Raw genomic sequence first — 25409 nt, forward strand, 5'->3', positions numbered from 1 at the left:
TATTACGTTTACGTAAACGTAAATTACGCATGATTGTTTTTTTTCGCCAGCAGATCCTGGCAAATGCGTCGCTGTTCGGCGATTTCAGTCAGGGTCAGGTCGATATCCTCGCGTTGGCGCAAAAGTGTGGCGTGATGCTGGTCAAGCAGGGACAGATAGTGCTGCAGCTGCGCGGCAGTGTCCCGCGGGCCTTCGTACATATTGATCAGGTCCACAATCTCGCTCAGTTGCAGACCCAGCCGCTTGCCTCGCAGCGCAAGCTTGAGCCGCGTGCGGTCGCGGGCGCCGTAGACCCGGTTTCGGCCGCAGCGCGCAGGGCTCACGATACCCTGGTCTTCGTAGAACCGGATCGTACGTGGCGTAATGGAGAACTCCTGCGCCAGATCGGAAATGCTCCATGTGGGCTCGGACATGACATGAACTTGCAGTTAACGTTAACGTCACATAATGCCATAATACGCTTGTCGGGTATCCCCTGTCGTGCATGCGGTCGGGTTTTGCCCTTGCCCGGGGCGCGCATTGCGCATCAGCCCCGAAGCCGGCCGCCGGCCACAGTACTTGGAGTATCACGGGATGAACCCTAACGAAAGCAAGCTCAGTTACCCCTGGGGCGATCAACAGCCCTTGCCGGGCGCAGTACTCAATGTGGCCGATGGCGTGCGTTGGGTGCGTATGCCGCTTCCCTTTGCGCTTGACCATATCAATGTGTGGCTGCTGCGCGACCAGATCGATGGCCGCGAGGGCTGGACGCTTGTTGATTGCGGTGTTGCCCGCGATGAAGTCAAGGACCTCTGGAAACAGATCTTCGACACTGCGCTCGATGGCCTGCCGGTGCTGCGAGTCGTGGTCACGCATATGCATCCCGACCACATCGGGCTGGCCGACTGGATATGCAAGCGCTGGGACGCGCCCATGTGGATTACCATGACCGACTATGCAATAGCCTGTCTGTGGTCGCGGACCCAGAGCACAAGCAAGGGCGGGCCGCAGGGCGCCGGCGCGCTGGCTCATTTCATGCGCCATGGGCTTGCCGATCCGGATGCGCAGGCCAGCATCAGCAAGCGCGACAACTATTATGCAAGCCTGGTGCCCTCCGTCCCGGAGACATTCCGGCGCATCATGCATGGCGACCGCATCACCATTGGCGGCCGCATCTGGCAGGTCATCGTGGGCTATGGCCACGCGCCCGAGCATGCCTCGTTGTACTGCGATACGCTTGGCGTGCTTATTTCCGGCGACATGGTGCTGCCGCGCATTTCCACTAACGTCAGTGTCTTCAACTTTGAGCCCGAAGCCAACCCGCTTCCGCTCTATCTGAACTCATTGCGCGCCTATGACGGGCTGCCCGAAGACACGCTGGTACTCCCCTCGCACGGCCGGCCCTTTCGCGGCATGCACGAGCGCATCGCCCAGCAGCATGCCCACCACGCAGAGCGCCTGGACGAGGTCATGCGGGCTTGCGGCCAGCCGCAAAGCGCCGCCGATATCGTGCCCATCATGTTCCACCGCAAGCTCGACCACCATCAGCTGACGTTCGCGATGGGCGAGGCATTGGCCCATCTGCACGCCTTATGGCACGAGGGCAAGCTCACGCGCGCCATGGGCGATGATGGCGTCTATCGGTTTCAGTGTGCATAAGATTGCCCCGGGCAATGGATGGCACCAGTGATGCATGATGCAACGCTTCCGCGAGGCTGCGACACTGTGGCGGGCGACCGGAGGCCAGTCACAATGCGCAGCGTAAAGACATCTCGGCGGCGAAGACAGCGGCCATCGCTGCGACCGACGCGGGCCTGAGCAAAAATCAGCGGCTGCTGACTGTCCAGAGGTCGCGCCAATATTGCAGCTTCTTAAAGTCGTCTGGTGTCGTGTCGGAGTTGTTTACAAACATGTGATCCATCAGCTTTGCGACACCGGAGGCTTCGCTGTCCGGCATTTTTGCGTTGCGGTTCGTCGAGATTTTGCCGTCTTCCATTTGCGGCACCATCCCCTCGGCGGACATCATGTAGTGAACGAAAAGCTTCGCGGCATTGGGGCTTTTAGTTGCCGCCGCGATGACTGCGACGCGCGGCGTCAATTGGCCGATCCAGGGCGACATTTGCTTGCAGACGGCCAGTGGAAAGTGATCGTTCTTGGCATGCGTGAATATTGCTGCGCTCACAAAACCAATAACCGGATGCTCGGATGTGCTGGCGCCCACGATGGGGCCGACATCAGTGTCGCTCTTCTGTACTTTTACGTTGTTTGCTGCGAATCGCTTGACCCACTCGGCCGTCGCGGTCTCCTCTTTTGTTTCCAGCGGCTTGCCGAAATACGCCTGATAGGCGTCCTTCATCTCATCGTCTTTATTGTCCGCGATCTGATTGAACCAGAACATGGTTTCATTGCGCAGCAGCGGATCAGGGATGCTGATCTTTCCTTTCCATTTTTTATCTGTGAGCGCCCACATATTGTCCACCGGGCATGTGTCGCCATACACATCGGGGTTATAGACCCATACCCAGGCGTTAAGGCTTGTAATGGCGGGACGCTGGTATGCTGGCCTCGTTTCAGTCTTCAGGTCGGGTGGCATCCAGCTAACCGCTATGCCTTGCGGCAGAAATTGCGCTGTCACGTCAGGCAGATTGCTCATATTGAAAACGTCGTGGCGCACGTTTCTCGCCTGGGCCTCCCGAACAAGAACCTCCTCTTGGTTGGAGGCCGACATCTTTTCCCCTGTGGCCTTGATCCCATATTTCTCCGAGAACTTCTTGGCCATTACCTTGATTTTGCCGGTTGCATCCACGACGGTGATGGGCGCTTCTTGCTTGGCCGCTTCGATCAGCTTGTCCAGGCTATAGTCCGAGTCCGGAATGCCAAGACCTGTACTGCCGCTGGATGCGGCGGATCCGGCCGTGTCCGATGCGGCGTGTGCAGATTGCCCGTATCCGGCGATCATTAGTGTTGCAGCAAGAACCGGCGCCATGAAAATGGTGTTCCTGCTGAAAGTTCGTTGCAAATGTCTCACAGCCATCTCCTTTGCAGATGCGGTGCAGCCATCGTTGCCGATGACGGCAGGTCAATATTACTTTCGTCGGGATTATTTAGGAAACAGCATCATTGTCCAGCAATCTGTTTCCCTCCTCATTGAAAAGATGCAGATCTCCCGGATCAGTCCGAAAAATCACATTTTCGCCCAACTGGACAGGTGGCGGCATATTGGTCGTCGCAAATAGTTTTTGCGTTGCGACGGTCAATTCGATGATCCAATTGCCGCCGGTCGGCATGATCCCCGTCACGTCTGCGCGCCCCCAATAGGCCGTATCAGTGCCGCCGCCGGTGGATGGTCCGATCTGAATGCTCTCGGGTCGAATACCGGCCGACCCAACGCTTGCACCAGGACGACGGTTTTCAATGTATTTTCGCAACGACGTTGAAAGTTCCGAGCGCTCGGCCGAGCTCAATTCAACGAAGTTCATGGGCGGGCTGCCCACAAATCCAGCCACAAATCTGTTGCGTGGGCGATTGTAGATATTATCTGGACTGTCCAGTTGCTGGAGGGTCCCTTGATTCATGACGGCTATCACGCTCGCCAGTGTCATGGCTTCCCATTGATCATGCGTTACGAACATGATGGTAGCCCTGGACTCAAGATGGATTCTCTTGAGTTCGGCGCGCATTTCAAGACGCAGCTTGGCGTCGAGGTTGGACAAGGGCTCGTCCATGAGAATGACATCCGGCCGCACCACCAGCATTCGCGCCAAGGCGACGCGTTGCTGCTGCCCACCCGACAGATCGGATGGATATCGATTGCGATACGCTGCAATACCCAGTTTCTCCATAATTTCATCACATGCGGCGGCTCGCGTCCTACGATCGACGTTACGAAGCGCGAGGCCGAATTCGACATTGTCTTGCACGGTCAGATGCGGCCACAGGGCATAGCTTTGAAACACAAACCCCATATTGCGATTTTCAGGTGGAACAAAGATGCCTTTCTCGACAGAGTCGTATACCTGGCCTCCAACGAGAATCTCTCCGGATGTTGGGTGTTCCAGGCCCGCGACCATGCGCAAAGTCGTGGTCTTCCCGCAACCCGAAGGACCAAGTATGCACAGGAACTCCCCCTCGCCGATTTCGAGGTCAAGACCCATGACTGCCGGCGCGACCCCTCTGCTGTAGCGCTTCTCGATTGCGTGAAGCGAGATTCTTGGCACGATTAACCCCCTAGTCCTGACGCAAGACTTGTCTTGGTCGCTTTCTGTAAAAAGAGTGTTCCAAAGAATGCAATGGCCGACAGCATGAGTACGACTGCGTTGGCGGCCTGGCTATAGCCAAAATCCACGAGCCGTATGGCATACGTTGTCAGCAGATCGGTTCCAGGCGTTGCCAGCATGATGACCAGGCTCAAGCCCTTCAGGCCAGATATGAATGGCAGGAGAATGCCTGCGGCAAGCGGGCCTTTTTGAATGGGAAGGATCACCTTGATCAGGCGTTTCCACCACCCTGCTCCTGCAACCTGCGCAGCCTCTTCCGGGTCCTTTCCCAATTGCATCATCGCCGATATGCCTGCGCGGGATGCGAATGGCATCTGGTCCGCCATAATGGCCAGAATCAGAATTGCGGCAGTGCCATAAAGAGCGGGAATAGGCCCGTGCGGTACAGCGAAGATTGACAGGCATGCGGCCGCAAATGCGATTCCTGGCACTAGATACGGAAGGAAAGTGATATATCGCAGATAAGACCCCAAAGACTTAAAGGGCGTGCGAACGACAACGTAGCCGACCAAAACGCCAAGTACTCCAGCGCATATCGCCGCAATACCGACCATCCACAGCGAGTTCCAGGCTGCGTGCCAGAAGTCGGGGGTGACGAGGATGCCGGTGCGCAGCGCCGTCGTGGACAAATTGTGGCCCGTCCAGTAATCCCAGGTGAAGTTGCCGAAGGCAAACTTGCCAGGTATTCGCATGACAGTGGTCAGAAAGAGCACCATGAGCGGGATGGCGACGCTGACCGCAAACATGATTCCGGCAAGCGCCGTCATGGGCAGCCGCCACGGTCCAAGCCTTTGCGTCCGGCTCATGGCGCCTTTGGCGCCTATCGTTATGAAACGGCGCGCCTCGCGAACCAATCGCGCATCGATAAGGACGGAGATGGTGCCGATGATGATGATTACACCCGCAAGCACTGCCGCTTCGCCTCCCTGCCGTGCCGTTACGCTGCGAAACAAAGAAGTTGCGAGAACGTCATACTTGACCGGCGCGCCCAGTATATAGGCCACGCCAAAATCGCCCAGGCATTTGGCGAATATCAATGTGATCGCCGACAGCAGGGACGGTCGCATCAGCGGAATGATGATGCGGCGTGCGATGGTGTAAGCGCGGGCGCCCAGCATGCGTGCTGAGTCCTCCAGTTGGGAATCAAAAGAGCGAAGCGCATTGCCAAAAAGCAGGATGACGAATGGCGTGTAATGCAGAGCCAGCACTATGGTAATGGGAAGCTGTCCGTAGGCGAGCCAGTCGGGCGGCTCAAAGCCAAGGGATTCGAGCCAACCAGGCTGGCCGCCGACAGTGCGGTTGAGAAAAATCGAACTCCATGCCAGTGCAATGGTCCACGAAGGCAGCATATATGGCACGATGAGCGCGGTAGCGAACCATTTGCGGCCCAGCAGGTCTGTTCTGCTGATCAGCCAGGCCATGACGCCGCCGGCGACCAAGGCAATGGCCATTGCGCCAAGTGCGACATACATCGTGTGTACGAGCGGCAGCCACAGGATATCTGGCGCCACAATAGATTTGAAAACCCGGTCGATATTATGGAATGTGAATGAGCCCGCGCTGTGGCCTAGCCGCAATGAATCGGCGTATTGAACCTGAAACGCATCTCCAAGGAGGGAGACGACGGGCGCGACGATAAGGTAGGAGAATAGGATCGCGGCCAAAATGCCAATGAAGGCCGTTGGCTCACGAAGCGCTATGTTTAAGCGATACTTTGAAAGTTTCAAGAACCTGTGCTCCATGGTTGGCAGCACCGTGTGGTGCGCTTTCACTCCTGCTTGCTAGCGGTGCGATAAAACCAGTTTGAGCGCAAGCCCCAGAAACACCACGCCGGCCACGCGATGCAGTGTCTTTCGCAGTGTGTGCGAGCGCTGCAGACGGTCGCCTAGTGTGCCGGAGAACCAGGCCAGCAGCCCGAATACCAGCAGCGTGGCGAGAATCATCAGGCCGCCCAACGCCAGGGTCTGCATGGCCACGGACCCGCGCCCTGGCGAGGTGAACTGGGGCAGGAAGGCCAGGAAGAACAGCGATACCTTGGGGTTGGTCAAGTTCATGATGATGCCGCGCCGATACAGCCTGCCCGAATTCTGTTGGGCGGGCGCCGCGCCGTCCGCCGCGTCGCCCTGAGAGCGCAATGCACCCCAGGCTAGCCAGGTGAGGTAGGCAGCCCCGGCAATCTTCAACGCGGTGAAGGCCGTTTCGGATGCGGCGAACAGGGCGGCCAGGCCGACTGCCACGGCCACGGTGTGGCCTATAAGGCCGGTGCATAGGCCCAGAACCACCAGCAGGCCGGATCGGCGCCCCCACATGGCCGACTGCATGAGGACGAACAGGTTGTCGGGGCCGGGCGCCAGCGCCAGCAGGATGGCGACGCCGAAGAAGGAGAGAGCGACTTCAGGTGTAAGCATGATGGCGTCGTGTGCGCTACAGTATCAGGGTTCCACGGTCGGGTGCGGCGCCAAGATGGCGCGACGCCGGGCCGCCCGCCGCCCAGTGCGGCAGGGATTCATTCTAAACCTTCTTTTTCACCAGTCTTCCAGCCACGTCCACCATGTCCGACTCGCGCGCTCACCTCGATACCCTGCTTCAACACACCGGCACTGCCGCATTCGATCCGGAGACCGGCGCGGCGCCGGTTTCCCTGCCGTCCATGCGTACAAGCACAGTGCGCTTCCAGAACCTGGAGGCGCTTGAGCGGGCTGCGGCGGCCAAGGCGCGGGGCGAACGCAGTGTGACCTATGGGCGAGTCGGCATGGACACCCATGCCGCGCTTGAACACGTGTTTTGCGCACTGGAAGGCGGTGAACGGGCATTTCTGGCGTCATCGGGCCTGGGTGCGGTCACCCTGGCCATGCTGGGCGTGCTCAGCGCGGGCGATCATGTTCTGGCTGCGGATTGCGTTTACGGACCTGTGCGCAATTTTGCCGATACGGTGCTTACACGCATGAATATCGAGGTCAGCAGCGTGCCTGCCACCGTGGAGGCGCTGGAGCGGGCGTTGCGGCCCACGACCCGCATGCTTTACCTGGAATCGCCAGGCTCGCTGCTGTTCCAGATGCTGGACCTGCCGGCGTTGAGCGAGTTCGCGAGACATCACGGGCTGATCGTCGTAGCAGACAACACCTGGGGTTCGGGCTATATCTATCGCCCGCTTGATCTGGGCGCCGACATCTCGGTGGTGGCGGGCACCAAGTACGTGGGCGGCCATTCGGACCTCATGCTGGGTGCTGTCGTTGCCAAGAATGAGGCACTCATTGCAAAACTGAACAGGACCCACTACGCCATGGGCTTCTCCATCAGTGCCGACGACGCATGGCTGGCGCTGCGCGGCGTGCGGACGCTGCCGCTGCGCATGCGGCAAAGCGCGGAAAATGCCCTGCGGGTATGTCAGTTTCTCGACGCGCGTCCTGAGGTGGCGCGTATCTATCATCCCGCATGGCCGCAGGACCCCGGCCATGCCCTGTGGCAGCGCGACTGCACGGGCTCGAACGGGATGCTGGCAGTGGCGCTGAAGCTGGAAGACGCGCGCGCACGGCGCTTCGTCAATGCGCTGACCCTCTTTGGCATCGGCTTTTCATGGGGAGGGTTCGAGAGCCTGGTACAGCTGGTGGACCAGGCTGCCATCGCGAGCCACTCGTATTGGAGCGGCCCCGAAACCGTGGTGCGCCTGCATATAGGCCTGGAATCGCCGGACGACCTGATCGCCGACCTCGGGCGGGCGCTGGACGCAGCCTAGCCAGGCTGCCGACCGGGAGCGGTGCCGGATCCGGCCGCAGGGTCGCGGCGCGCGCCGCCGGACGCAAGAAGGCCCGGAAAAACGGCTTACTGGCCAGTGGCCTTGGCCACCAGCTTTTCCACTTCCTCAATCGTGCCCTCGTAGGAGCCGGTCATGCTGGGCGAGGTGACATACTTGCCCGCCACGGCGAAGCTGGGTGTGCCTTCGATTTTGTAGGCTTCAGCTAGTTCGTTGGCGCGCTGCAGTTTGGTATTGATGCCAAAGGAATTGAAGACGTCCTCGAAGGCCTTGCGATCCACGCCCTGCTTGACAATCCAGTCGGTGATGGCGTCGGCTGTATAGATGCGGTCGTGATCCTTGTGTATGGCATCGAAGACCTTGCTGTGCAGGTCCATGCGGTCCAGTGCCTGCAGCGAATAGTAAAGCCTTTGGAGATCGGCCATGCTGGCATTGAAGGCTACCGGCACGCCGCGAAACACGACGTTGTCGGGCAGCGAGGGCAGCATCTTCTCCACCATGGGCTCCATGTGTGCACAGTGGGGGCAGGAATACGCGAAAAACTCCAGGACTTCTATCTTGCCCGCTGTATCAGAAGGCTGGGCAACGTCAAGTGTGACATAGGGATCAGCCGCTTGGGCGGCGGATGTGAGCAGTGTGCCCGACGCGAATACGACGGCAGCCAGGCTGCGCAGGAGGAAGCGTTTCATGGACATGGCTATTCTGGAAACCCTTGTTATATAAAAAATAATGACGTTAAGACTGCACAATGGCCCGCAAGTTCAGGGCCGCACCACCGTAGTCTCGATTTTCTGCTCACCCAGCGTGGCGCGGGAGTGATTCATCTCGTCTATGCCCTTGAAGGGACCGACCCGGACACGGTTGATCGTGCCGCCATTGATCTCGGCCTTCTGTATTTTTGCAGGCAGGCCCAGCATGACAATACGCGCCATGAGCGCTTCGGCGTCCTTGCTGGAGCGAAAGGCGCCCGCTTGAAGATAATAAGTGGTCTGCGTGCCGGGGGGCGGCTCGGTGCCGGGCGGCGGCTTGGGTGCGGACGGTGGGGCTTTATCTGCCTTGGTGTCGGATTTCGTCAGGCTGGCGATGAGTTCGCCAATATTGTCGGGCCCCGATGGCACGGGCCGCTGCGTCGGCGCCGCGGGCGCTTCGCCCGCGGCGGGAGGTGCGATGGTCGTGTCGACAGGGCCCTGCGCGATGGTGCCGGCCGGGCTGTCATTGCCATAAAGTCCGAGATTTGGATCGGGCGCATCGCGCACGTCGGGAAGCAGCGTTTTGGCGGGATCGCGGCTGGCTTTGTCGGAGAACGGCATGGGCACCTGGGTGACAAACAGGGCGACCGCCACGGCGGCCACCAGCCCGAGAATAAGACCAATGAGGACGCCGAACAGCGTGCCATTCCCCGTACGTGATCCTGTTGATTTGCGACGTTTCTGTGCCATAAGCAGGTGTTACATCCTTTCGGGCGCCGAGACCCCCAGCAGGGCGAGGCCATTTGCGATGACCTGGGCGGTTGCTTGCGCCAGTCGCAGCCGCGCCAACTTGAGCGCCATGTCGTCCACCAGCACGCGCTCGGCGTTGTACCAGGCGTGGAAATCGGCGGCGCAATCACGCAGCCAGAAAGCCAGATGATGCGGCGCGAGCTCCCGCGCAGCCTGAGCTATGGTCTGCGGATACTCTGCCAGGCGCTGCATCAGGGCGAGCTCAGTGGGAGCCAGCAGAGGCGCTGCCGATGCCGTCGGAATGCGATCCACAAGCTCGGGCGACTGCGCGAGCATGGAGCAGATGCGCGCATGGGCATACTGAATATAGTACACCGGGTTTTCGTCGCTTCGTGACAGCGCCAGATCGATATCGAACACGAATTCGGAATCGGCGCGCCGTTGCGCAAGAAAGTAGCGAACCGCATCGCGGCCCACCCAGTCGATGAGGTCGCGTAGTGTGACATAGCTGCCTGCGCGTTTGGATATCTTGACCTCCGCGCCGTCGCGTACAACCTTGACCATCTTGTGCAGCAGATAGGCCGGAAAATCCTTGGGTATGCCCAGCCCCAGCCCTTGCAGGCCTGCGCGCACCCGAGCGACGGTGCCGTGGTGGTCGCTGCCCTGAATATTGATGGCGCGGTGAAAGCTGCGCTCCCATTTGTCCACGTGGTAGGCAACATCGGGCACGAAATAGGTGTAGCCGCCTTCGGACTTGCGCATGACGCGGTCCTTGTCGTCGCCAGTGCCCAGTTCGGTGGTGCGTAGCCATAGGGCGCCACCGCTTTCATAGGTGTGCCCCGCCTCGATCAGTGCCTGTACGGTCTTTTCAACGCGGCCGCTGGTGTATAGCGAGCTTTCCAGGAAATAGTTGTCGAACTTCAGTCCGAAGGCCTGGAGATCGAGATCCTGTTCGCGGCGCAGATACGCCACGGCAAATCGGCGTATGTCTTCGAGGCTGTCAATGTCGCCCGTGGCGGTGATGGGGGCGACATCGGCAGCTTGGACCGTCTTGCCCGCCCGGAAATCATTGGCAATGTCGACGATGTAGTCGCCCTTGTAGCCATCGGGAGGGAAATCGGGCGAGTCGGGTGCGATGCCTCGGGCACGGGCTTGCACGCTGACGGCCAGGTTGTTGATCTGGTTGCCTGCGTCGTTGTAGTAGAACTCGCGCGTGACCGCGTACCCTTGCGCGGCAAACAGGCGGCACAAGGCGTCGCCCAGCGCGGCTTGCCGCGCGTGGCCCACATGCAGGGGACCCGTGGGATTGGCCGAGACAAACTCGACCAGCACTTTTTCATTGCCTGGCGGCAGGATGCCGTAACGCCCGCCTTGTTCGGCGATGGCCGTGAGAACGTGCTGGCGCGCGCCGGCGGTGAGGCGGAAATTGATGAAGCCGGGGCCCGCGACTTCACAGCTTGCAAGCAGGTCGCGTGCGTCGGGGTTGGCCAGCAGAGTATCGACGATCTGCTGCGCAAGTTCGCGAGGGTTGCGCCGGGCTGGCTTGGCCAGTTGCATGGCCACGTTGGTGGCGATATCGCCGTGGGCGGCGACCTTGGGCCGCTCGAGCAGCACGGACGTGTTGTTGTCGGGCAGGATGGCGGCTACAGCGGCCTGAATGAGCGTGATGAGTTGGTGTTGTTGCTCTGGGAGCATAGGGAAAGATCGGTATTCGTCAGAAGGAGCGGCCGGCGCGGGCGCGGCCTAGGACCGGCGCGCCCTGTAAAGGCAGGCACCAAAGGGGTCAATGATAGCGTGAATTGCCGTATTTTGCGTGCGTCAGGGCTCGCCCGTGCCGTGCAGGCCGGGGGGCGGGTTCCAGCCGAGCGTCTGCCTGAGCCAGACGGCATAGGCTGCCATGTCCACATGGGCCGCCTCCGTGCCGTTGCGGTTCGAAGGGCCTGGCCCGCCCGTGTGCCAGGTGATGAAAGGCTCGACCTGTGCGCGTGCGCGTGCGCCAAAGATGGGATGCAGATCCTGGGCGCGGTAGGCGGTGCGGCCCGGCGCTGCCTCGACCGCGCGGTCACCGCTGCGCTGGCCGTGAATGGCGGCGTGGCGCACCCGCCTGTCGGCGGCTTCCAGCTCGAAGATGGCCGCCACCTGCGCCGCCTGATCAGCCATCCAGTTCAAGGGTACTTTGGACAGATCATCCCGGCGCGGCGGCGCGCCGTCCGCGCCGATGCCGGCCATGCCTCCGATATCGCTGTGCGCGCCGACGAAAGGCTGCTCATTCACGTTGGCTCCCGTGGCGGGCAACACGGGAAAGAGCCGCCGCCGCTCGTGGAGAGCCACCGCGTGGGCCACTCGCCGCCAATGCGGAGCGATAGTGAAATCGAAGAGATTGTTCGCGGACCCCGTCAGTCCGAATTGCGTCACCGTGTCGAACAACCCCATGAAGCGCAGGTCCATGCAGGCTTCGAATTGTGTGCGGCGGTGGGCATCATAATAGGTGAAGATGCCGTCCCGCATATGGCGGCTGATTAGATTGCCGAAATGGCGTGCCAGCGCCGCGCCGCGGGAGTAGCCGATGATGTCGATGGCTACGTGTTCGACGCTGCCGCCGGCCACGCGCAGGGCATCCAGCAGCCGTTGCCATTGCCTGCCAATTGCACGGTCAGACAGCGCGCCAGTGATGGCCGGCTCCGAGATGATGCCGGGCGGGCCGCTGCCCGCCTCGTAGTGGGCGGGTCCGCCGCGATAGGCTTGCAGCATCTTGGCCACATTGCTTTGCTGGGCAAGGTCGTGGCGCGTACCGTCGAAGGCAAATAGCAGCAGCCCCAGCGGGTCGGCATAGCGGCGCGGCTGCTGCGCCGCATAGCCCAGCGCCTGGGCGCCTGGCACGGGGCCCAACGGATCGGGCTCCAGATAGTGACCCGCTGCGGGGTCATAGGTACGCAGCAGGTTGTCATGCCAGCCGGTGACCGGATCGTGGACCTGGCCTGGCAGGCGCAGATCCAGCGACAGGTCGCCCGCAATTACTGTGGCCTTGCCGAGTGGATCGTAGCGCGCCAGCCAGCGCACGGATCCATGCTCATCGGTCATCAGTCGCGGTGCGCCGATCAGGTCGGCGTGTATCCAGTACAGCCGGCCATGGCCCGATGCGCTGTAGTCGATCATGCCGACAGGCACCACGCCGGCGCGGATATAGCGCCGGCTTATGCGGGGGTACGTGGCGGCTCCGCCGTCGCGTTCGGCGACCAGCTGGTTGTCCAGATAAAAATAGCGCCTGTCCAGGCCGTGCCCAGCGGCGTTTGCCATTGAGGCAGGGCCGCCGCCGGCGGGCTGCCGGGCCCCATCCGGATCGGCGTCGGTGAATGAGGCAGTGACGGTAGCCTGCAGGCCGATGCGGTGACCGAAGGCATTGTGCGTATACCGTGCTATCAAGCCCGCCTGTTCGGCCTGCTCCAGCCTCTGTGCGGGCCCGTAGCGCAGTTTCCAGCCGTCCGCGCGCAAGGGCAGCCCAGCGTCGTCGCGCTGCAGTGCGGGGTGGTACGTGCCGCCCGCCGTACGGCGGGCGGCAAGCGCGCCATCAAGATGCCAGGCAAACCATTGCACCTGCGCTGCGTGTGCTGGTTCGGACATGCGCCAGGCGGCCACCATTCTGTGGAGGCCGTCGTAGGCATACTGCCACGCGTCGCTATGGCGGGTGCCCGGCAGCGCATGATGTTCATGCCTGATGCGCCCGAGGCTGTCGTAGGACAATCGCTGTATCCATATTGCCGGCGCCACCGGCCTGGTGGCGTGCCCGTACTGGACAGCGCCGCGCGTGCCAATGGACGGAGCTTCCCCGTGGCTGGGCCGGCGCAGTGTCAAGAGGGCAGCCCGACCCAGCCCGTCCTGGCGGGTCTCGAGCACCAGCCCGTTCCCGTAGCGATAGCCCCGGCGGCTGGCGTGGCTGTCGATCACGGTATGCAGGGCGCCTGCGGCGGTGCGCCAGAAAATGGCAGCCAGCCGTCCGCTGGTGTGCCATCGGTAAATAAGCACGCCGCCTTCGGGCAAATGGTGCGCGCTCAGTCTGCCTAGGGCGTCGTATTTGAAAGACTCGGCATAAACGGCCTCATCCGGGCGTTGTATGGTGCGCGTGGCGAGGCGGCCGGCCGCATCATGCGTACGTGTTTCGATTTCCCTGGGGTGAGCCACGCGTGTCCAGCGCGCGCCGCGCCACTCGATATCCACGGATACGGTCTGGCCTTTCGCGGGGCCTGTTGCCGTGACTTGTACCGGGCGCCCCTGGGCGTCGAATGTGATGCGGGATGCGGTGCCATTGGCCAGTATGCGCGCCCGCAAGACGCCGGCCTGGTCGAACTGCAGTTGTTCGACACCGGTCAGGCTTGATTCCCAGGCCCGTGCGCGTCCCGCGTGGTCCATGTGCCAGGCCAGGCCCGGCCATCCCGGCCAGCCGGGCGCCACGCGCAGCATGCCCTGTTCTGCTTCGCTAACCCGTGGGGCCTGCGCCGCATGCGGGCTGGTCGATGCGGGCGTTGCGGCCGTGGCGTGGCCATACTGCGGACTGGTGGCGAAGGCGGCTTCCGACAGTGCAAGGGCGACCGAAAGCAGGACCGGAAAGTGAAAAAATCGGGACATCGAAGAGGCGAAGCGGGTTGGGAAAAGTCCCATAGTCTCCTGCTTGGCAGCTTTCCGAAGATGGGTTAGTGTAGAGATGTGTCCATTGAAGGAAACCACATATGCTAGTTGTCTTTCATTCCAAGGCGGCAGCCGAAGTGCTCATGTTCGCGCAGCATGCATTGCCCATCCTCAAGGCGGCGGGCAAGCCCTATACCGATACGCTGCCGGAGCGCGGCGTCATTACCCGCGACCATCTGGCCGAAGCCATTGCAGGCATCGAGCACGCCATCGCCCTGGATACTGATGCGGACGACGACTACACGGGGCCCAACTCCGAAGACGACGATGCGGGCACGCATCCGATAGCCGAGCCGGTCAGTTTTCGTCGGCGCGCCTTTCCCCTGCTCGCCATGCTGCGCCTGTCGCTGGAGCATGATGCCGATGTCATGTGGGAACCGGCCCCCAACTGGTAGAGGCCGGCGCGCATGCACAGCACGGTCACGATTGTGTTCGGCCGCCAGCGGACGCTTGAGCTGCAGGTCGATGCGCAGCCCGATCCCGCAGCCGCAGAGGCTGCGCGCGATTGGTTCGACAATACATGGGCAGCCCTGGGGTGCGAGCCGTTGCGGCCCAGCGGCAAGGTCCTCCTGCTGGACAAGGTAATGGGCGTGGCCGATACCCTTGGCTACGGCACGCTCTCGCAGGACGGCGCCAAGGCGGCTGAGTTCGCTCGCCAGGCCGTGCAGGCGCTGGGCAAGTCCCGCATCACGGTCGATCTGCCGGGCCTTACCGTAGGCTTCTGAATGCCCTCAACGTATTCCGGCACGCATGAAAGACTGCACGAACTGACGCTGGAAAAGCAGGAAGGCGATCAGTAGCGGCGCCGCGCTCAACAGGGTGGCTGCGGTGATGATGGACCAATCTATCCCCTGGTCGGTCGAGGCAAACACCTGCAGTCCCACTGTCAATGGCCGCGACTCCACCGAGTTCGTAATGATCAAAGGCCACAGGAAGTTGTTCCAGTGATAACTGACGGACACCAGGCCGTAGGCGACATATATGGGCCGCGCTAGCGGCACATATACTTTGGTCAGCACTTGCCAGCGGCTCGCTCCCTCCACACGCGCCGCTTCCTCCAGCTCGCGAGGCACCGTTTTGAATGTCTGGCGCAGCAGGAAGATGCCGAAGGCCGACGCAAAGTAGGGCAGGCCCACCGCGAAGATGGTGTCGCGCACGCCCAGCCAGCTCATCAGGCGGTAGTTCTCCACAATCAGGACGTCGGGCATGATCATCAATTGCAGCAGTACCAGCATAAAGACCAGGTCGCGGCCCCGGAACGTGAAGCGGGCAAACGCATATGCAGCCAGCGTGCACAGGATGAACTGCGCGGCCAGTACCATGGTGACCAGTAGGAAGGTATTCAGAAAATAGCGTCCGAACGGGGCGGCCTGCCATGCCGCCACGAAGTTGTGCAGGGTAAGCGGCGCTGTCAGATCGAAGCGAGTGGCATAGGCGCCCGGATGGAAGGCGGCCCATACTGCGTAGGCCAAGGGCAGAAACCACAGCAGGCCCAGCAGCCATGCGCCGAGGGTGTCCAGTTTATGCGTCATTGGTAGTGTGTCCGCCGGTCGAGCCAGCGAAACTTGATGAAAGCGGTGACGGACAGGATCACCAACAGCACCACGGATAGCGTGGCGGCATACGAGGTATCCCAGTAGCTGAAGCCCACCTGATAGATGTAGTACAGCAGCAGCGTGCTGGCATTGTCAGGGCCGCCTTCCGTCATGACAACGACGTGGTCCACGACCCGGAAGGCATTGATCAGCGCGTTGATCAGCACGAACAGCGTGGTGGGCATCAGCAGCGGCAGCAGTACGCGCCAGAAATACTGCCACCGCGTTGCGCCTTCGAGCGTCGCGGCCTCCTTGAGCGAGGGCGGTATCTGCTGCAGGGCTGCCAGATAAAAAATCATGAAAAATCCGGCTTCCTTCCAGATGGCCACCAGCATCAGGGCGGGCAGCACGGTGGAACGGGTGCCGAGCCAGTTGGTGTTGGCAAAGCCGAACAGATGGGCGATTTGATCCAGCAGCCCATACTGGGGCGTATAGAAGAACAGCCAGATATTGGCTACCGCGACCATGGGCAGCACCGTGGGCGTGAAGTAGGCCAGCCGCAGAAACGCGCGGCCGGCCAGCTTGCGGTCCACCCAGAGCGCCATGGCCAGCGCTATGCCCACCGACACCGGGATGGTGATCAGCGCATAGAGCAGATTGTTCCAGAGCGCCTGCCAGAATACGGGGTCGTAGTACATGGCGGCGTAGTTTTCGCCGCCCACGAACACGGCCGGGCGATTGGCCTTGGGCGTGCTGAAAAAGCTGTGCCAGAGCGTGGTCAGAGCCGGATAATGCGTGAAGGCGGCCAGGAGCACGAGAGCTGGCAGCAGAAGCAGCCAGCCATACACGGCGTTCAGGGAGGATTGCTTCATATGCCTATTTGTAGCCGCGCAGCAGCCGGTCGGCACCGCTTTGCGCGGCTTTCATGGCTTCCGCTGGTGTTTTGGCATTGGTCAGCACCGCCTGAATGTTGTCATCCAGCAGCTTGGTCACACGCTGATTGTCGTGCGTGGAGAATTCGGCCACGCTCACGGCCAGCTGGTCGCGCGCCACGACGGCCTGCGGCACCTCCTTCACATACGCCTTCATTTTGTCGGTTTCCCAGGCGGCGGGAGACGTGGCCACATAGCCGGTGGCAATGCTCCATGCCGCGGCGTTCTCGGGACTGGTCATCCATTTCACGAAGGTGTAGGCCGCCTCCTGCTGAGCCGGGGTGGCGGACTTGAACAAATAGAAGTTGCCGCCGCCAGTCGGGCTGCCGCCGCGCTTGGCCTTGGGCATGGGCGCTACGCCGAAGTCGAACTTGGCATTCTTGCGCACATTGGTGAGGTTCCCCGTGGTCGTCCACATGATGGCTGTCTTGCCCACCAGGAAGTCCTTTGGCGTCGTGCCCCATCCTATGGTACCGGTCGGCATGATCTTATGCTTGTAGGCCAGATCGTGCCAGAACTGCAGGGCCTCGATTACCGCCGGCTTGTCCAGATAGACCTCGTTGCCGTCCTGGTTCATGAGCATCGCATCATTGGGCGTTGTCAGCGCCTGGAACAGCCAGTAGGCAAAGCTGCTGGAGGGTATCTCCAGGCCCCATTGGGTGACATTGCCGGAAGCATCCCGCTTGGTCAGCTTGCCTGCCATCTGAACCAACTCGTCCCAGGTTCCGGGCGCCTTGTCGGGATCAAGGCCAGCTTCCTTGAACAGGTCCTTGTTGTAGTACATGACGATGGTGGAGCGCTGGAAGGGAATGCCCCAGGTCTTGCCGCCCGTCTGGCTATTGGCCATGAAGGCCTTGTAGAAACCGTCGAGCCACTTGCGATCGTCATCCGTCTTCGTCAATGGGTCGAATGGCATGATCGCGCCTTCGTCGATCAGGGTGAACATGTCGGTGGATAGCAGCACGGCCAACTGTGGCGCATGGCCTCCCTTATAGGCTGTAAGCGCCTTGGCCACGGAATCCTGATACGTGCCGGCATAGATGGACTTGATCTTGATATCGGGATGGCTTTGCTCGAATTCATCGACCATGCCGTCGACAATCTTGGTGATGGGGCCGCCCACGGCGACCGGATAGTAGAACTCCAGCTCGACAGGCGCTGCTTGTGACCACCCGGGGAGGGTGCAGAGTGCGCTGGCGATACCGAAGGCGATGGCTTTCAGAAAAGTGCGTCGCATGATGGTCATCCTATGAAGTGGTGGCGGGCGAAGGATTGAAAACCTTGCCCGAGGCGTCGAAAAAGTGTTGCTGCGAAGGGCTCCAGCGCAGCCGTAGCGGGTCGCCCGGGCGGGCATGCACATGGCCGGCGCTGCGTACCGCAACCCCGCTGCTGCTGCCCACACGGCATATGACAATGGAATCCGCGCCAAAGTACTCGATCGTCTCGACGACGGCAGGCACGCCCTCCTGCGCGATGGCGATATGTTCTGGCCGTATGCCCAACTTGCGCGCTTCCGGATGCGGCGCATCTTGGAACGCTTGCGCGTTCGCGCCGGCGCGCATGGCCGTGACTGTGGTTTCGTCCAGGCTGAGCAGATTCATGGGTGGCGTGCCGATGAACCGGGCGGCAAAGACAGTTCTGGGACTGCCGTATAACCGGTCGGGCGTGTCATGCTGCTCGATGGCGCCGCCATTGAGTAGCACCACCTGATCCGCCATGCTCATGGCTTCGGTCTGATCATGGGTGACATACACCATCGTGATGCCCAGTTGGCGTTGCAGGGCGCGAATTTCGCGGCGCATCTCATGGCGCAACTGCGCGTCGAGATTGGACAGCGGCTCGTCCATCAGGCACACGGGCGCTTGGGAAATCACCGCGCGTCCGAGCGCGACGCGTTGCTGCTGCCCGCCGGATAGCTGGGCCGGCCTGCGGTCCAGCAGGGGCGCCAGTCCCAGCAGTTGCGCCACCTTATCCAGCCTTGGTTTGTGCTGGCTGGCAGGCTCCTTGCGCACCTTCAGACCGAAGAGAATATTTTCCCTTACCGATAGATGCGGAAACAGCGCATACGACTGGAACACCATGGAAATATGCCGCTTCGCCGGTGGCAGGTCGGTGACATCGCGCCCGCCGATGAGGATACGGCCCGAGGTCGGGGTATCCAGGCCGGCGATCATGCGCAGCGTGGTCGATTTTCCGCAGCCAGACGGGCCCAGCAGCACCGTAAACGTGCCGGCCCGCACGTTGAAGCTGATGTGATTTACGGCGGGCGGTGCGCTGCCGTACTGCTTGACGATGTTTTCCAGAATAATGTCAGACATGGCTAGAACGGGAAAGGGCCCGGAAAATCTCCCACGACACAATGATGGGTGACCAGGCCTTGCGGGCCGGCCCAATGCAGCTGGTAGCCGGGCGGCTCGAAATTGAAGGAAAGCGTATGGTCGGGCCGCAGGTCCAGCGCGATCTGATGCGCCGTCCCCGGACAGGTGGAGGCCACGGTTCCGCCGACGCGGCAGAACATCGTGCGATGCAGATGACCGCAAAGTATCCGTTCGATATTGCGGTATTGCGCAACAATTTCCGTGAAGGCTTCGCGTCCTTCGAGCAGGCCCAATTCGTCCATGCGCCGTATGCCGGTGGAGAACGGCGGATGGTGCATCATGATGAGTGTCGGGCGTTCCGGAGAATGCGCCAGCGTGTCGGCGAGCCAGGCCAGGCGCGCCGCGCACAGGCGGCCTTCGCCGCGCCCACGTATTGTCGTGTCCAGCGCCACGATGCGCAAAGGCCATTCATCGACCACATATTGAAGAAACGGCATGTCGGATTGCAGGTATGCGTGATCCTGAAAGACCGCGCGCATCGCCGCGGGGTCGTCATGGTTGCCCGCCAGCAGCAGCACAGGCAGATCGAGCGCCGCCAGCAGGGACCTGAGCCGCACATACTCGTCAGCCTGGCCATGGTCCGTCAGGTCTCCCGTGACCAGTACCAGATCGGGGCGAGGATCCAACGCGTTCAGGTCCTGTATGCAGCGCGCGAGATGGCTGGCCGCCTGGATCTCTCGGGTGTGCCGGCCGGTGTCGTGTACATGCAGATCGGTAATCTGGGCGATGAGCATGGCGTATCAGCTCCTTTTGGCGGCTGCACTGCCGCCGTCGATCAATCGATAGGGCACTTGGCCGCTGCGCGACACACCGTTGTCTATTTGTACAAGTAGCAGGGAGCAGGCTGTACGGCCTATTTCGTAGCCTTGCGCCTCGACGCTGGCCAGGCTAGGCGACATGTACGCGCCGTAGCGTATGCCGTCGAATCCCGCCACCGACATGTCGGCCGGCACGCAAAGGCCTAGCGCCTTGAGCTCGCCGATCACTGCCGTGGCCAGCATGTCGTTTGAGCAGAACAGTGCGCTGGGCCGGTTGGATGCGGCCATAAGGCGTCGCAGGGCGGCCCGGTCCGGCTGAGTGTGGCTGGGGGTGACAAGATGAGAGACCGGCGGCAATCCCAGTGCCCTGCCTTGCTGGCGGGCGCCAGCAAGGCGCGAGCGGGCGCGGTCCGATAATGCCAGGGGACCACTGAGAAAGGCTATCTGGCGATGCCCGAGCCGCGCCAGATGCGTCACCATATCGGCGGCGGCACGCCGGTTGTCCACGGCCGCACAGGGGTGGCTGGAGGATTCGTTGTAGGCCAGCACGTAAGGCATGCCGCGTTTCTTGAGCGTCTTGAGTATGGGACTGTTGTTCGGATTGGCTACCGTGAGAATCAACCCTTCCAGTCTATGGTCGATGAGCCTGTGAACGGCGGCGGCTTCCAGGCCAGGGTCATAATGGGTGACGGTGGTCATGATGCTGTAGCCGGATTCGGCTGCGCGGGCCTCCGCGCCTTCAAAGCAATCGGCAAACACGGGGTTAGACAGCGTAGGCAACACCAGGCCCAGCGTGCGTGTATTGCCCGACCGCAGGCTGCTGCCCAGGCGGTTGGGCCGGAATCCATGTTCCGCGACGATGGCCAGGACACGCTCGCGCGTTTCTTCGCGCACCAGCGCTGGCCGGTTGAACACGCGCGAGACGGTGGCTGGCGACACGCCGGCGGCCTGGGCAATCTCCAGTATGGATACCTGCGATTTCTGGCTGCGCGCACGGTTCAAATTTGCTCCGTTGGTCATCGGGTAATGAAATCGTTTTCATATTAAACAACATCCATGACAGCTTGATGACAGTGTTAACCCCAATGCAGGCAGCAAAAAGGGGAGCCGCAGCTCCCCTTTTCCTGCTGGCGCGAACCCGCAGTTAACGATGCGATCAGGCCGCAAGCGCCTCGGCACCCAGCAGGGCGGCATGGCGGTTGACGGCACTCAGGATTGCCAGGAAAGACGCGGTGACGATGTCGCCGTGTACCCCGACGCCATAGCCCGAGGGCGAATCGCCCACGCGCAGTTCCACATAGCTGGCCGCTCGGGTGTCGGCGCCCGTGCCTATGGCATGCTCGGTGTAGTCCATGATGCGCACATCGGCGTCCAGCGCATTGACGAAGGCTGAAATGGCGCCATCGCCGCGACCCTCGAGATGGCGCACCTCGCCATTTTCTTCGAGTTCCACTTCAATGACGAATTGCTGGCCTGCGCCGGCTTTGGGGTCGCCGGTGATGCGATGGCGCACCAGTTTCCAGGGTTTTTCGATATCCAGGTATTCCTTCGCAAAGATATCGTAGACTTGGGACGAGGTGACTTCGCTGCCTGTTTCGTCGGTGACGCGCTGGATGGCGCGGCTGAATTCTATCTGCAGGCGACGCGGCAGAACGAGTCCGTGTTCCTGTTCGAGAAGATAGGATACGCCCCCCTTGCCGGACTGGCTATTGACGCGGATGACCGCATCGTAGCTGCGGCCAAGATCGGCCGGATCGATGGGCAGGTAGGGCACTTCCCAGATTGCGTCAGGCTGCTGCTGTGCAAAGCCCTTCTTGATCGCGTCCTGATGGGAGCCCGAGAATGCGGTGAAGACCAGATCACCCGCATAAGGATGGCGCGGATGCACAGGCAATTGATTGCAGTACTCGACGCAGCGGCGCACTTCGTCGATATCCGAGAAATCCAGGCCCGGATGTATGCCCTGGGTGTACAGATTGAGCGCCAGCGTCACAATATCCACATTGCCGGTGCGCTCGCCATTGCCGAACAGGCATCCTTCGATGCGGTCCGCGCCGGCCATGACGCCCAGTTCGGCGGCGGCCACGGCCGTGCCCCGGTCGTTATGGGGGTGAAGACTCAGGACAATGCTGTGGCGTTCGTTCAGGTTGCGGTGCATGAACTCGATCTGGTCCGCGTACATATTGGGCGTGGTGGCCTCGATTGTTGCGGGCAGGTTGTAGATGATCTTCCTGTCGGGCGTGGGCTTCCAGATTTCGGTGACGGCATTGCATACATCCAGTGCGAACTCGGGCTCGGTGGTGCTGAACACCTCGGGCGAATACTCGTAACGCCATTCGGTCTCGGGGTGCTTGGCCATCTCGGCCATGACCGTGCGCGTGCCTGACAGGGCGATCTCCTTGATCTCCTCCTTGCTCATGCCAAACACGATCTTGCGAAACGCGGGCGCGCAGGCGTTATACAGGTGGATAATGGCCCGCTTTGCGCCGGCTGCCGATTCCACCGTGCGTTGGATAAGATCCTCGCGCGACTGGGTGAGGGCAATAATGGTGACATCGTCCGGTATGCGTTTCTCGTCCACAAGCTTGCGCACAAAATCGAAGTCTGTTTGGGAGGCGGAGGGAAACCCGACCTCGATTTCCTTGAAGCCGATCTTGATCAATTGCTCGAAGAAGCGCAGCTTGCGCTCGACGCTCATCGGTTCGATCAACGATTGATTGCCATCGCGCAGATCGGTGCTCATCCAGATTGGGGGATGCGTAATGCGCTTGCTGGGCCAGGTACGCTCCGAGAAATCACGATTGAACGGGGCGAACGGAACGTACTTGTCTGAAGGATTGGAGATCATGAATACACCTGTGCTGAAAATTCGGGTCGTGCCGCATCGTCAGTGGCGCGGTACATGGCGCATACCAAAAAATGGGTGGAATATGACGATGAGGAGAAATGTGGCGGGAAACGGCTGCCGAACTGCCACGCGACGCTAGGCCCGGCAACCGGTCGGTAGCAGCAGGGATAGTGCGAGGAGGGAAAGCGAGGAGGAGGACATGACGCGGACACGCACGACCATCGCGGCGAGGCCGCGGGTACAGGTGCTGGAAACGGGGTGTCCGGTGTTCATAGCCGTTAGTCCACCATATTTTTGGGCTGTTGGCAAGCCCAGCGGCCGGTGGAACGCGGCAGCCGGTACGGAATCAGGGTGCCTGCCGCTGGGCCGGCGGCTCGGGCTCGGCCGTTTTCAGAAGCGCGGCATGATGGCGGGCCAGCTCGATCTTGCCTGCGCGTCCGCTGCGCATTTCATTGGCGGCGCGTTGCAGATCGCCCACAGTGACCGGGTCACGGTGGTCGTGCCAGGCCCACCGCAGCACTTCGAGCGCCGGCTCGGACAGGCGGCTGACCAGCATGGCGATGGTCGGCTCGTCCACGAGCTTGGCCCGTACGCTCTGGCGGGTGCCCTGTACGAAACTATACAGAAAATAGGCAATAATAAGCGTGCACAAGGCGACTATGGCCCACCAGAAAAAGGGATTGTATTCCTGGATGAGCGCGACAGCCTGTACGCCCAGGGCGTGCAGTCCGCTGTAATCTATGCCCTGCCCGAACGCTATGACGCGATTGAGCAGGTCGTACCAGATCAGGGCGACGACCGCGATCACGACCACGCAGACGATTTTCTGGGTGGCGGTCAGCTTCAGGAGCGTGTTTCGCAGCAGGGCGTGATCTTCGCTGCTGGGCTGTTGTTGCAGTGTGGTTTGTTTCATACCCGGTATTTTATCTATGCAATCGCGTCAGTCTCTAGAGCTTCGTCAGCATCAGCAACTTGCGCTGACGCCCCAGCTGCAGCAATCGATAAGATTTCTGCAGCTGCCCATGCATGAGCTCGAACTGGAAGTGGCGCAGGCCTTGCTTGACAATCCGTTGCTCGAACGTGAGGAAGAGTATGACACCGTTGCCGCCGAGACGGTAGACGCACAGGGTCCAGGGCCGGAAGACCACTGGACCGTGTTGGGTTTATCCAACCGTGCGAGCGGCGCCGACGACGAGTCTGTGCGGCCCGAAGCGGCGCTCGCCGAGACGCTGCAGGACCATCTTCGGCGCCAACTGCGTCTGACCCGGGCCGGGCCGCGCGATAGTGCGCTTGTGTCCGTGCTGATCGACGAACTGGACGGCAACGGCTATCTGCCCACGCCGCTGGAGGAAATCGAGGCCTGCCTGCCGCCCGAGCTGCAGGTGGACCGCGACGAGCTGCAGGCCGCTTTGCGCCTGTTGCAGTCTTTTGACCCGCCCGGAGTGGGGGCCACTTCGCTGGGCGATTGCCTGGGCTTGCAACTGGCACAGCGCGCGCAATCGCCGGAGCATGGGCTGGCGCCGCATGTACGGGCCTGTGCCCAGGAAATCATCGCCCATCATCTGGCGCTGCTCGCAACCGGCAACCTGACCCGTCTCAGGACCGCCATAGGCTGCGATGCCGACACCCTGCACGCTGCTCATGCCCTGCTGCTCAGCCTGGAGCCCAGGCCCGCCCGCAATTGGTCCATGGACACCGCCGATTACGTCAATCCCGAAGTAGTGGTGCGCAAGGTCGGGCGACACTGGCGCGCCAGCATCAACCCGCTGGTCCTGCCTCGGGTGCGCGTCAATCCCGTGTATGAGAATCTGCTGGATAAAGCGCCAGGCTCCGAGGCCATGCAAGCGCAGCTGCAGCAGGCGCATGGCCTGATAAAAAGCGTGCATCAGCGCTTTGTCACCATCGCACGGGTCGCACAGGCCATTGTGGACAGGCAGGCGGCTTTTTTCGAGCAAGGCGTCGGCGCACTGAAGCCGCTTGTCCTGCGCGATATAGCCCTGGAGCTGGCGCTGCATGAATCCACGATTTCCCGGGCGACCCGCCAGAAGTATGCCCAGACGCCGTGGGGCGTGTTCGAACTCAAGTATTTTTTTGGCAGCGCCGTGGCAACAGAAGATGGGGAAAGCACGTCCGCCGCCGCCGTAAAGGCGCTTATCCTCAAGCTTGTCCAGGATGAGCCGGCGCGTAAGCCGCTCTCGGATAATCAGATTGCCAAGCACCTTTCCCAACAGGGCGTGGTCATTGCACGCCGCACCGTTGCCAAGTATCGCGAGGCCGCGGGCATTGAACCCGCCATTCTGCGCAAGGCACGCGCCGCCGTGCAGGGACATGACGTTACAAAAGCCTGATTGCCTTTTTTTGCAATCGGCTTGATAATTATTCTCATGTTCATTTGTATCTGTAACGCCATTACCGAGCGCCAGGTCCAGGCGGCGGTGGCAGAGGGCGCGTCATCGTTGGCCGATCTTCAGGGGCAACTCGGGGTTGCTTCTTGCTGCGGCTGTTGTGCAGAAACCGCGTCAGAGTACCTGCCCGGCGGACGCTACGATCCGAATGCGGTCGTGCTGGCTGAGTCCACCCCCACCCGTGTCGGCGATGCGGCAAACGATCCCCTCCAGGTGGAAGTCATGGTCGAGGTCGCCATTCGGCGCGCCTGAGCCCACTTCCCGCAGTTCCTGCCGTGACCGTCATATTTTGTTTCATATGACGGCGGTCGCGCCAGCTTCGATTTCCCGCCACTTTTTTTCCTCGTTTTTCCTTCTTTTTCATCACATGCCGTGCGCGATTCATCCCGGGAGGCGCATGTTAGCGGGCCTGTGTGTCTCA

Annotated in this window: 23 protein-coding genes; 6 read left to right on the forward strand and 17 right to left on the reverse strand. The window is 61.4% G+C overall.

Annotated elements, in window-relative coordinates; translation table 11 throughout:
* Window positions 1-23 precede the first annotated feature (23 nt).
* Window positions 24-413, reverse strand: coding sequence for a MerR family transcriptional regulator (locus ERD78_RS13545; protein WP_129969855.1), 390 nt, complete (start codon window positions 411-413; stop codon window positions 24-26).
* A gap of 160 nt (window positions 414-573) precedes the next feature.
* Between ERD78_RS13545 and ERD78_RS13550 the strand changes: the two genes are divergently transcribed.
* Entirely contained in the window at window positions 574-1638 is a 1065-nt protein-coding gene (locus ERD78_RS13550; RefSeq protein ID WP_129969856.1) for an MBL fold metallo-hydrolase, read from the forward strand.
* A gap of 166 nt (window positions 1639-1804) precedes the next feature.
* Here the strand turns inward: ERD78_RS13550 and ERD78_RS13555 are convergent, their stop codons facing one another.
* From ERD78_RS13555 to ERD78_RS13570, 4 genes are all read right to left on the reverse strand, one after another.
* Window positions 1805-2965: an ABC transporter substrate-binding protein gene (locus ERD78_RS13555; protein ID WP_209020001.1), complete on the reverse strand. Its 1161-nt coding sequence runs from the start codon at window positions 2963-2965 to the stop codon at window positions 1805-1807.
* A gap of 118 nt (window positions 2966-3083) precedes the next feature.
* Window positions 3084-4133, reverse strand: coding sequence for an ABC transporter ATP-binding protein (locus tag ERD78_RS13560; protein WP_129970130.1), 1050 nt, complete (start codon window positions 4131-4133; stop codon window positions 3084-3086).
* A gap of 65 nt (window positions 4134-4198) precedes the next feature.
* The gene (locus ERD78_RS13565; RefSeq protein ID WP_209020003.1) at window positions 4199-5767 is read right to left on the reverse strand and encodes an ABC transporter permease; all 1569 of its coding nucleotides are present in this window, start codon (window positions 5765-5767) and stop codon (window positions 4199-4201) included.
* Between the two features lie 270 nt (window positions 5768-6037).
* Entirely contained in the window at window positions 6038-6664 is a 627-nt protein-coding gene (locus ERD78_RS13570) for a LysE family translocator (RefSeq protein ID WP_129969857.1), read from the reverse strand.
* Window positions 6665-6807: 143 nt separating this feature from the next.
* Here ERD78_RS13570 and metC point away from each other — a divergent pair, with 143 nt between their 5' ends.
* Window positions 6808-7992 carry a cystathionine beta-lyase gene (metC, locus tag ERD78_RS13575; protein WP_129969858.1) on the forward strand — a complete coding sequence of 395 codons (1185 nt, stop codon included), beginning with the start codon at window positions 6808-6810 and terminating at the stop codon, window positions 7990-7992.
* A gap of 86 nt (window positions 7993-8078) precedes the next feature.
* Here the strand turns inward: metC and ERD78_RS13580 are convergent, their stop codons facing one another.
* From ERD78_RS13580 to ERD78_RS13595, 4 genes are all read right to left on the reverse strand, one after another.
* Window positions 8079-8705: a thiol:disulfide interchange protein DsbA/DsbL gene (locus ERD78_RS13580; RefSeq protein ID WP_129969859.1), complete on the reverse strand. Its 627-nt coding sequence runs from the start codon at window positions 8703-8705 to the stop codon at window positions 8079-8081.
* A gap of 66 nt (window positions 8706-8771) precedes the next feature.
* Window positions 8772-9449, reverse strand: a complete 678-nt coding sequence (locus ERD78_RS13585) for an SPOR domain-containing protein (protein WP_129969860.1) — start codon at window positions 9447-9449, stop codon at window positions 8772-8774.
* Between the two features lie 9 nt (window positions 9450-9458).
* Entirely contained in the window at window positions 9459-11144 is a 1686-nt protein-coding gene (gene argS / locus ERD78_RS13590) for an arginine--tRNA ligase (protein ID WP_129969861.1), read from the reverse strand.
* A gap of 123 nt (window positions 11145-11267) precedes the next feature.
* Entirely contained in the window at window positions 11268-14105 is a 2838-nt protein-coding gene (locus ERD78_RS13595) for a phospholipase effector Tle1 domain-containing protein (RefSeq protein WP_129969862.1), read from the reverse strand.
* 68 nt (window positions 14106-14173) lie between these two features.
* Between ERD78_RS13595 and ERD78_RS13600 the strand changes: the two genes are divergently transcribed.
* Entirely contained in the window at window positions 14174-14527 is a 354-nt protein-coding gene (locus ERD78_RS13600; protein WP_129969863.1) for a DUF1840 domain-containing protein, read from the forward strand.
* A 12-nt stretch (window positions 14528-14539) separates the two neighbouring features.
* Complete coding sequence (locus tag ERD78_RS13605) at window positions 14540-14857, forward strand: hypothetical protein (RefSeq protein WP_129969864.1); 318 nt, start codon at window positions 14540-14542, stop codon at window positions 14855-14857.
* 6 nt (window positions 14858-14863) lie between these two features.
* On the opposite strand, the gene ERD78_RS13610 is transcribed toward ERD78_RS13605, so the two are convergent.
* The 8 genes from ERD78_RS13610 to ERD78_RS13645 all read right to left on the reverse strand — a co-directional run bounded on the left by ERD78_RS13610 (window position 14864) and on the right by ERD78_RS13645 (window position 23496).
* Window positions 14864-15664 (reverse strand): carbohydrate ABC transporter permease, encoded by an 801-nt coding sequence (locus ERD78_RS13610; protein WP_129969865.1) that lies wholly within the window; start codon window positions 15662-15664, stop codon window positions 14864-14866.
* Window positions 15661-16539: a carbohydrate ABC transporter permease gene (locus ERD78_RS13615; RefSeq protein ID WP_129969866.1), complete on the reverse strand. Its 879-nt coding sequence runs from the start codon at window positions 16537-16539 to the stop codon at window positions 15661-15663. Before ERD78_RS13615 ends, ERD78_RS13610 begins: the two co-directional genes overlap by 4 nt.
* 4 nt (window positions 16540-16543) lie before the next feature.
* Entirely contained in the window at window positions 16544-17836 is a 1293-nt protein-coding gene (locus ERD78_RS13620; RefSeq protein WP_129969867.1) for an ABC transporter substrate-binding protein, read from the reverse strand.
* A 10-nt stretch (window positions 17837-17846) separates the two neighbouring features.
* The gene (locus ERD78_RS13625) at window positions 17847-18917 is read right to left on the reverse strand and encodes an ABC transporter ATP-binding protein (RefSeq protein ID WP_129969868.1); all 1071 of its coding nucleotides are present in this window, start codon (window positions 18915-18917) and stop codon (window positions 17847-17849) included.
* A 2-nt stretch (window positions 18918-18919) separates the two neighbouring features.
* Window positions 18920-19711, reverse strand: a complete 792-nt coding sequence (locus ERD78_RS13630; RefSeq protein WP_129969869.1) for a phosphodiesterase — start codon at window positions 19709-19711, stop codon at window positions 18920-18922.
* 6 nt (window positions 19712-19717) lie between these two features.
* A complete protein-coding gene (locus tag ERD78_RS13635) occupies window positions 19718-20755 on the reverse strand; it encodes a LacI family DNA-binding transcriptional regulator (protein ID WP_129969870.1) in 1038 nt (345 codons plus the stop codon).
* A 136-nt stretch (window positions 20756-20891) separates the two neighbouring features.
* Entirely contained in the window at window positions 20892-22583 is a 1692-nt protein-coding gene (gene leuA, locus ERD78_RS13640) for a 2-isopropylmalate synthase (RefSeq protein WP_129969871.1), read from the reverse strand.
* Window positions 22584-22929: 346 nt separating this feature from the next.
* A complete protein-coding gene (locus tag ERD78_RS13645) occupies window positions 22930-23496 on the reverse strand; it encodes a hypothetical protein (protein WP_129969872.1) in 567 nt (188 codons plus the stop codon).
* 16 nt (window positions 23497-23512) lie between these two features.
* On the opposite strand from ERD78_RS13645, the gene rpoN reads away from it, so the two are divergent.
* Window positions 23513-24931, forward strand: a complete 1419-nt coding sequence (gene rpoN / locus ERD78_RS13650) for an RNA polymerase factor sigma-54 (protein ID WP_129969873.1) — start codon at window positions 23513-23515, stop codon at window positions 24929-24931.
* Window positions 24932-24967: 36 nt separating this feature from the next.
* Window positions 24968-25240, forward strand: coding sequence for a (2Fe-2S)-binding protein (locus ERD78_RS13655; protein WP_129969874.1), 273 nt, complete (start codon window positions 24968-24970; stop codon window positions 25238-25240).
* Window positions 25241-25409 lie beyond the last annotated feature (169 nt).

Source organism: Allopusillimonas soli (assembly GCF_004153445.1).
GTDB lineage: Bacteria > Pseudomonadota > Gammaproteobacteria > Burkholderiales > Burkholderiaceae_B > Allopusillimonas > Allopusillimonas soli.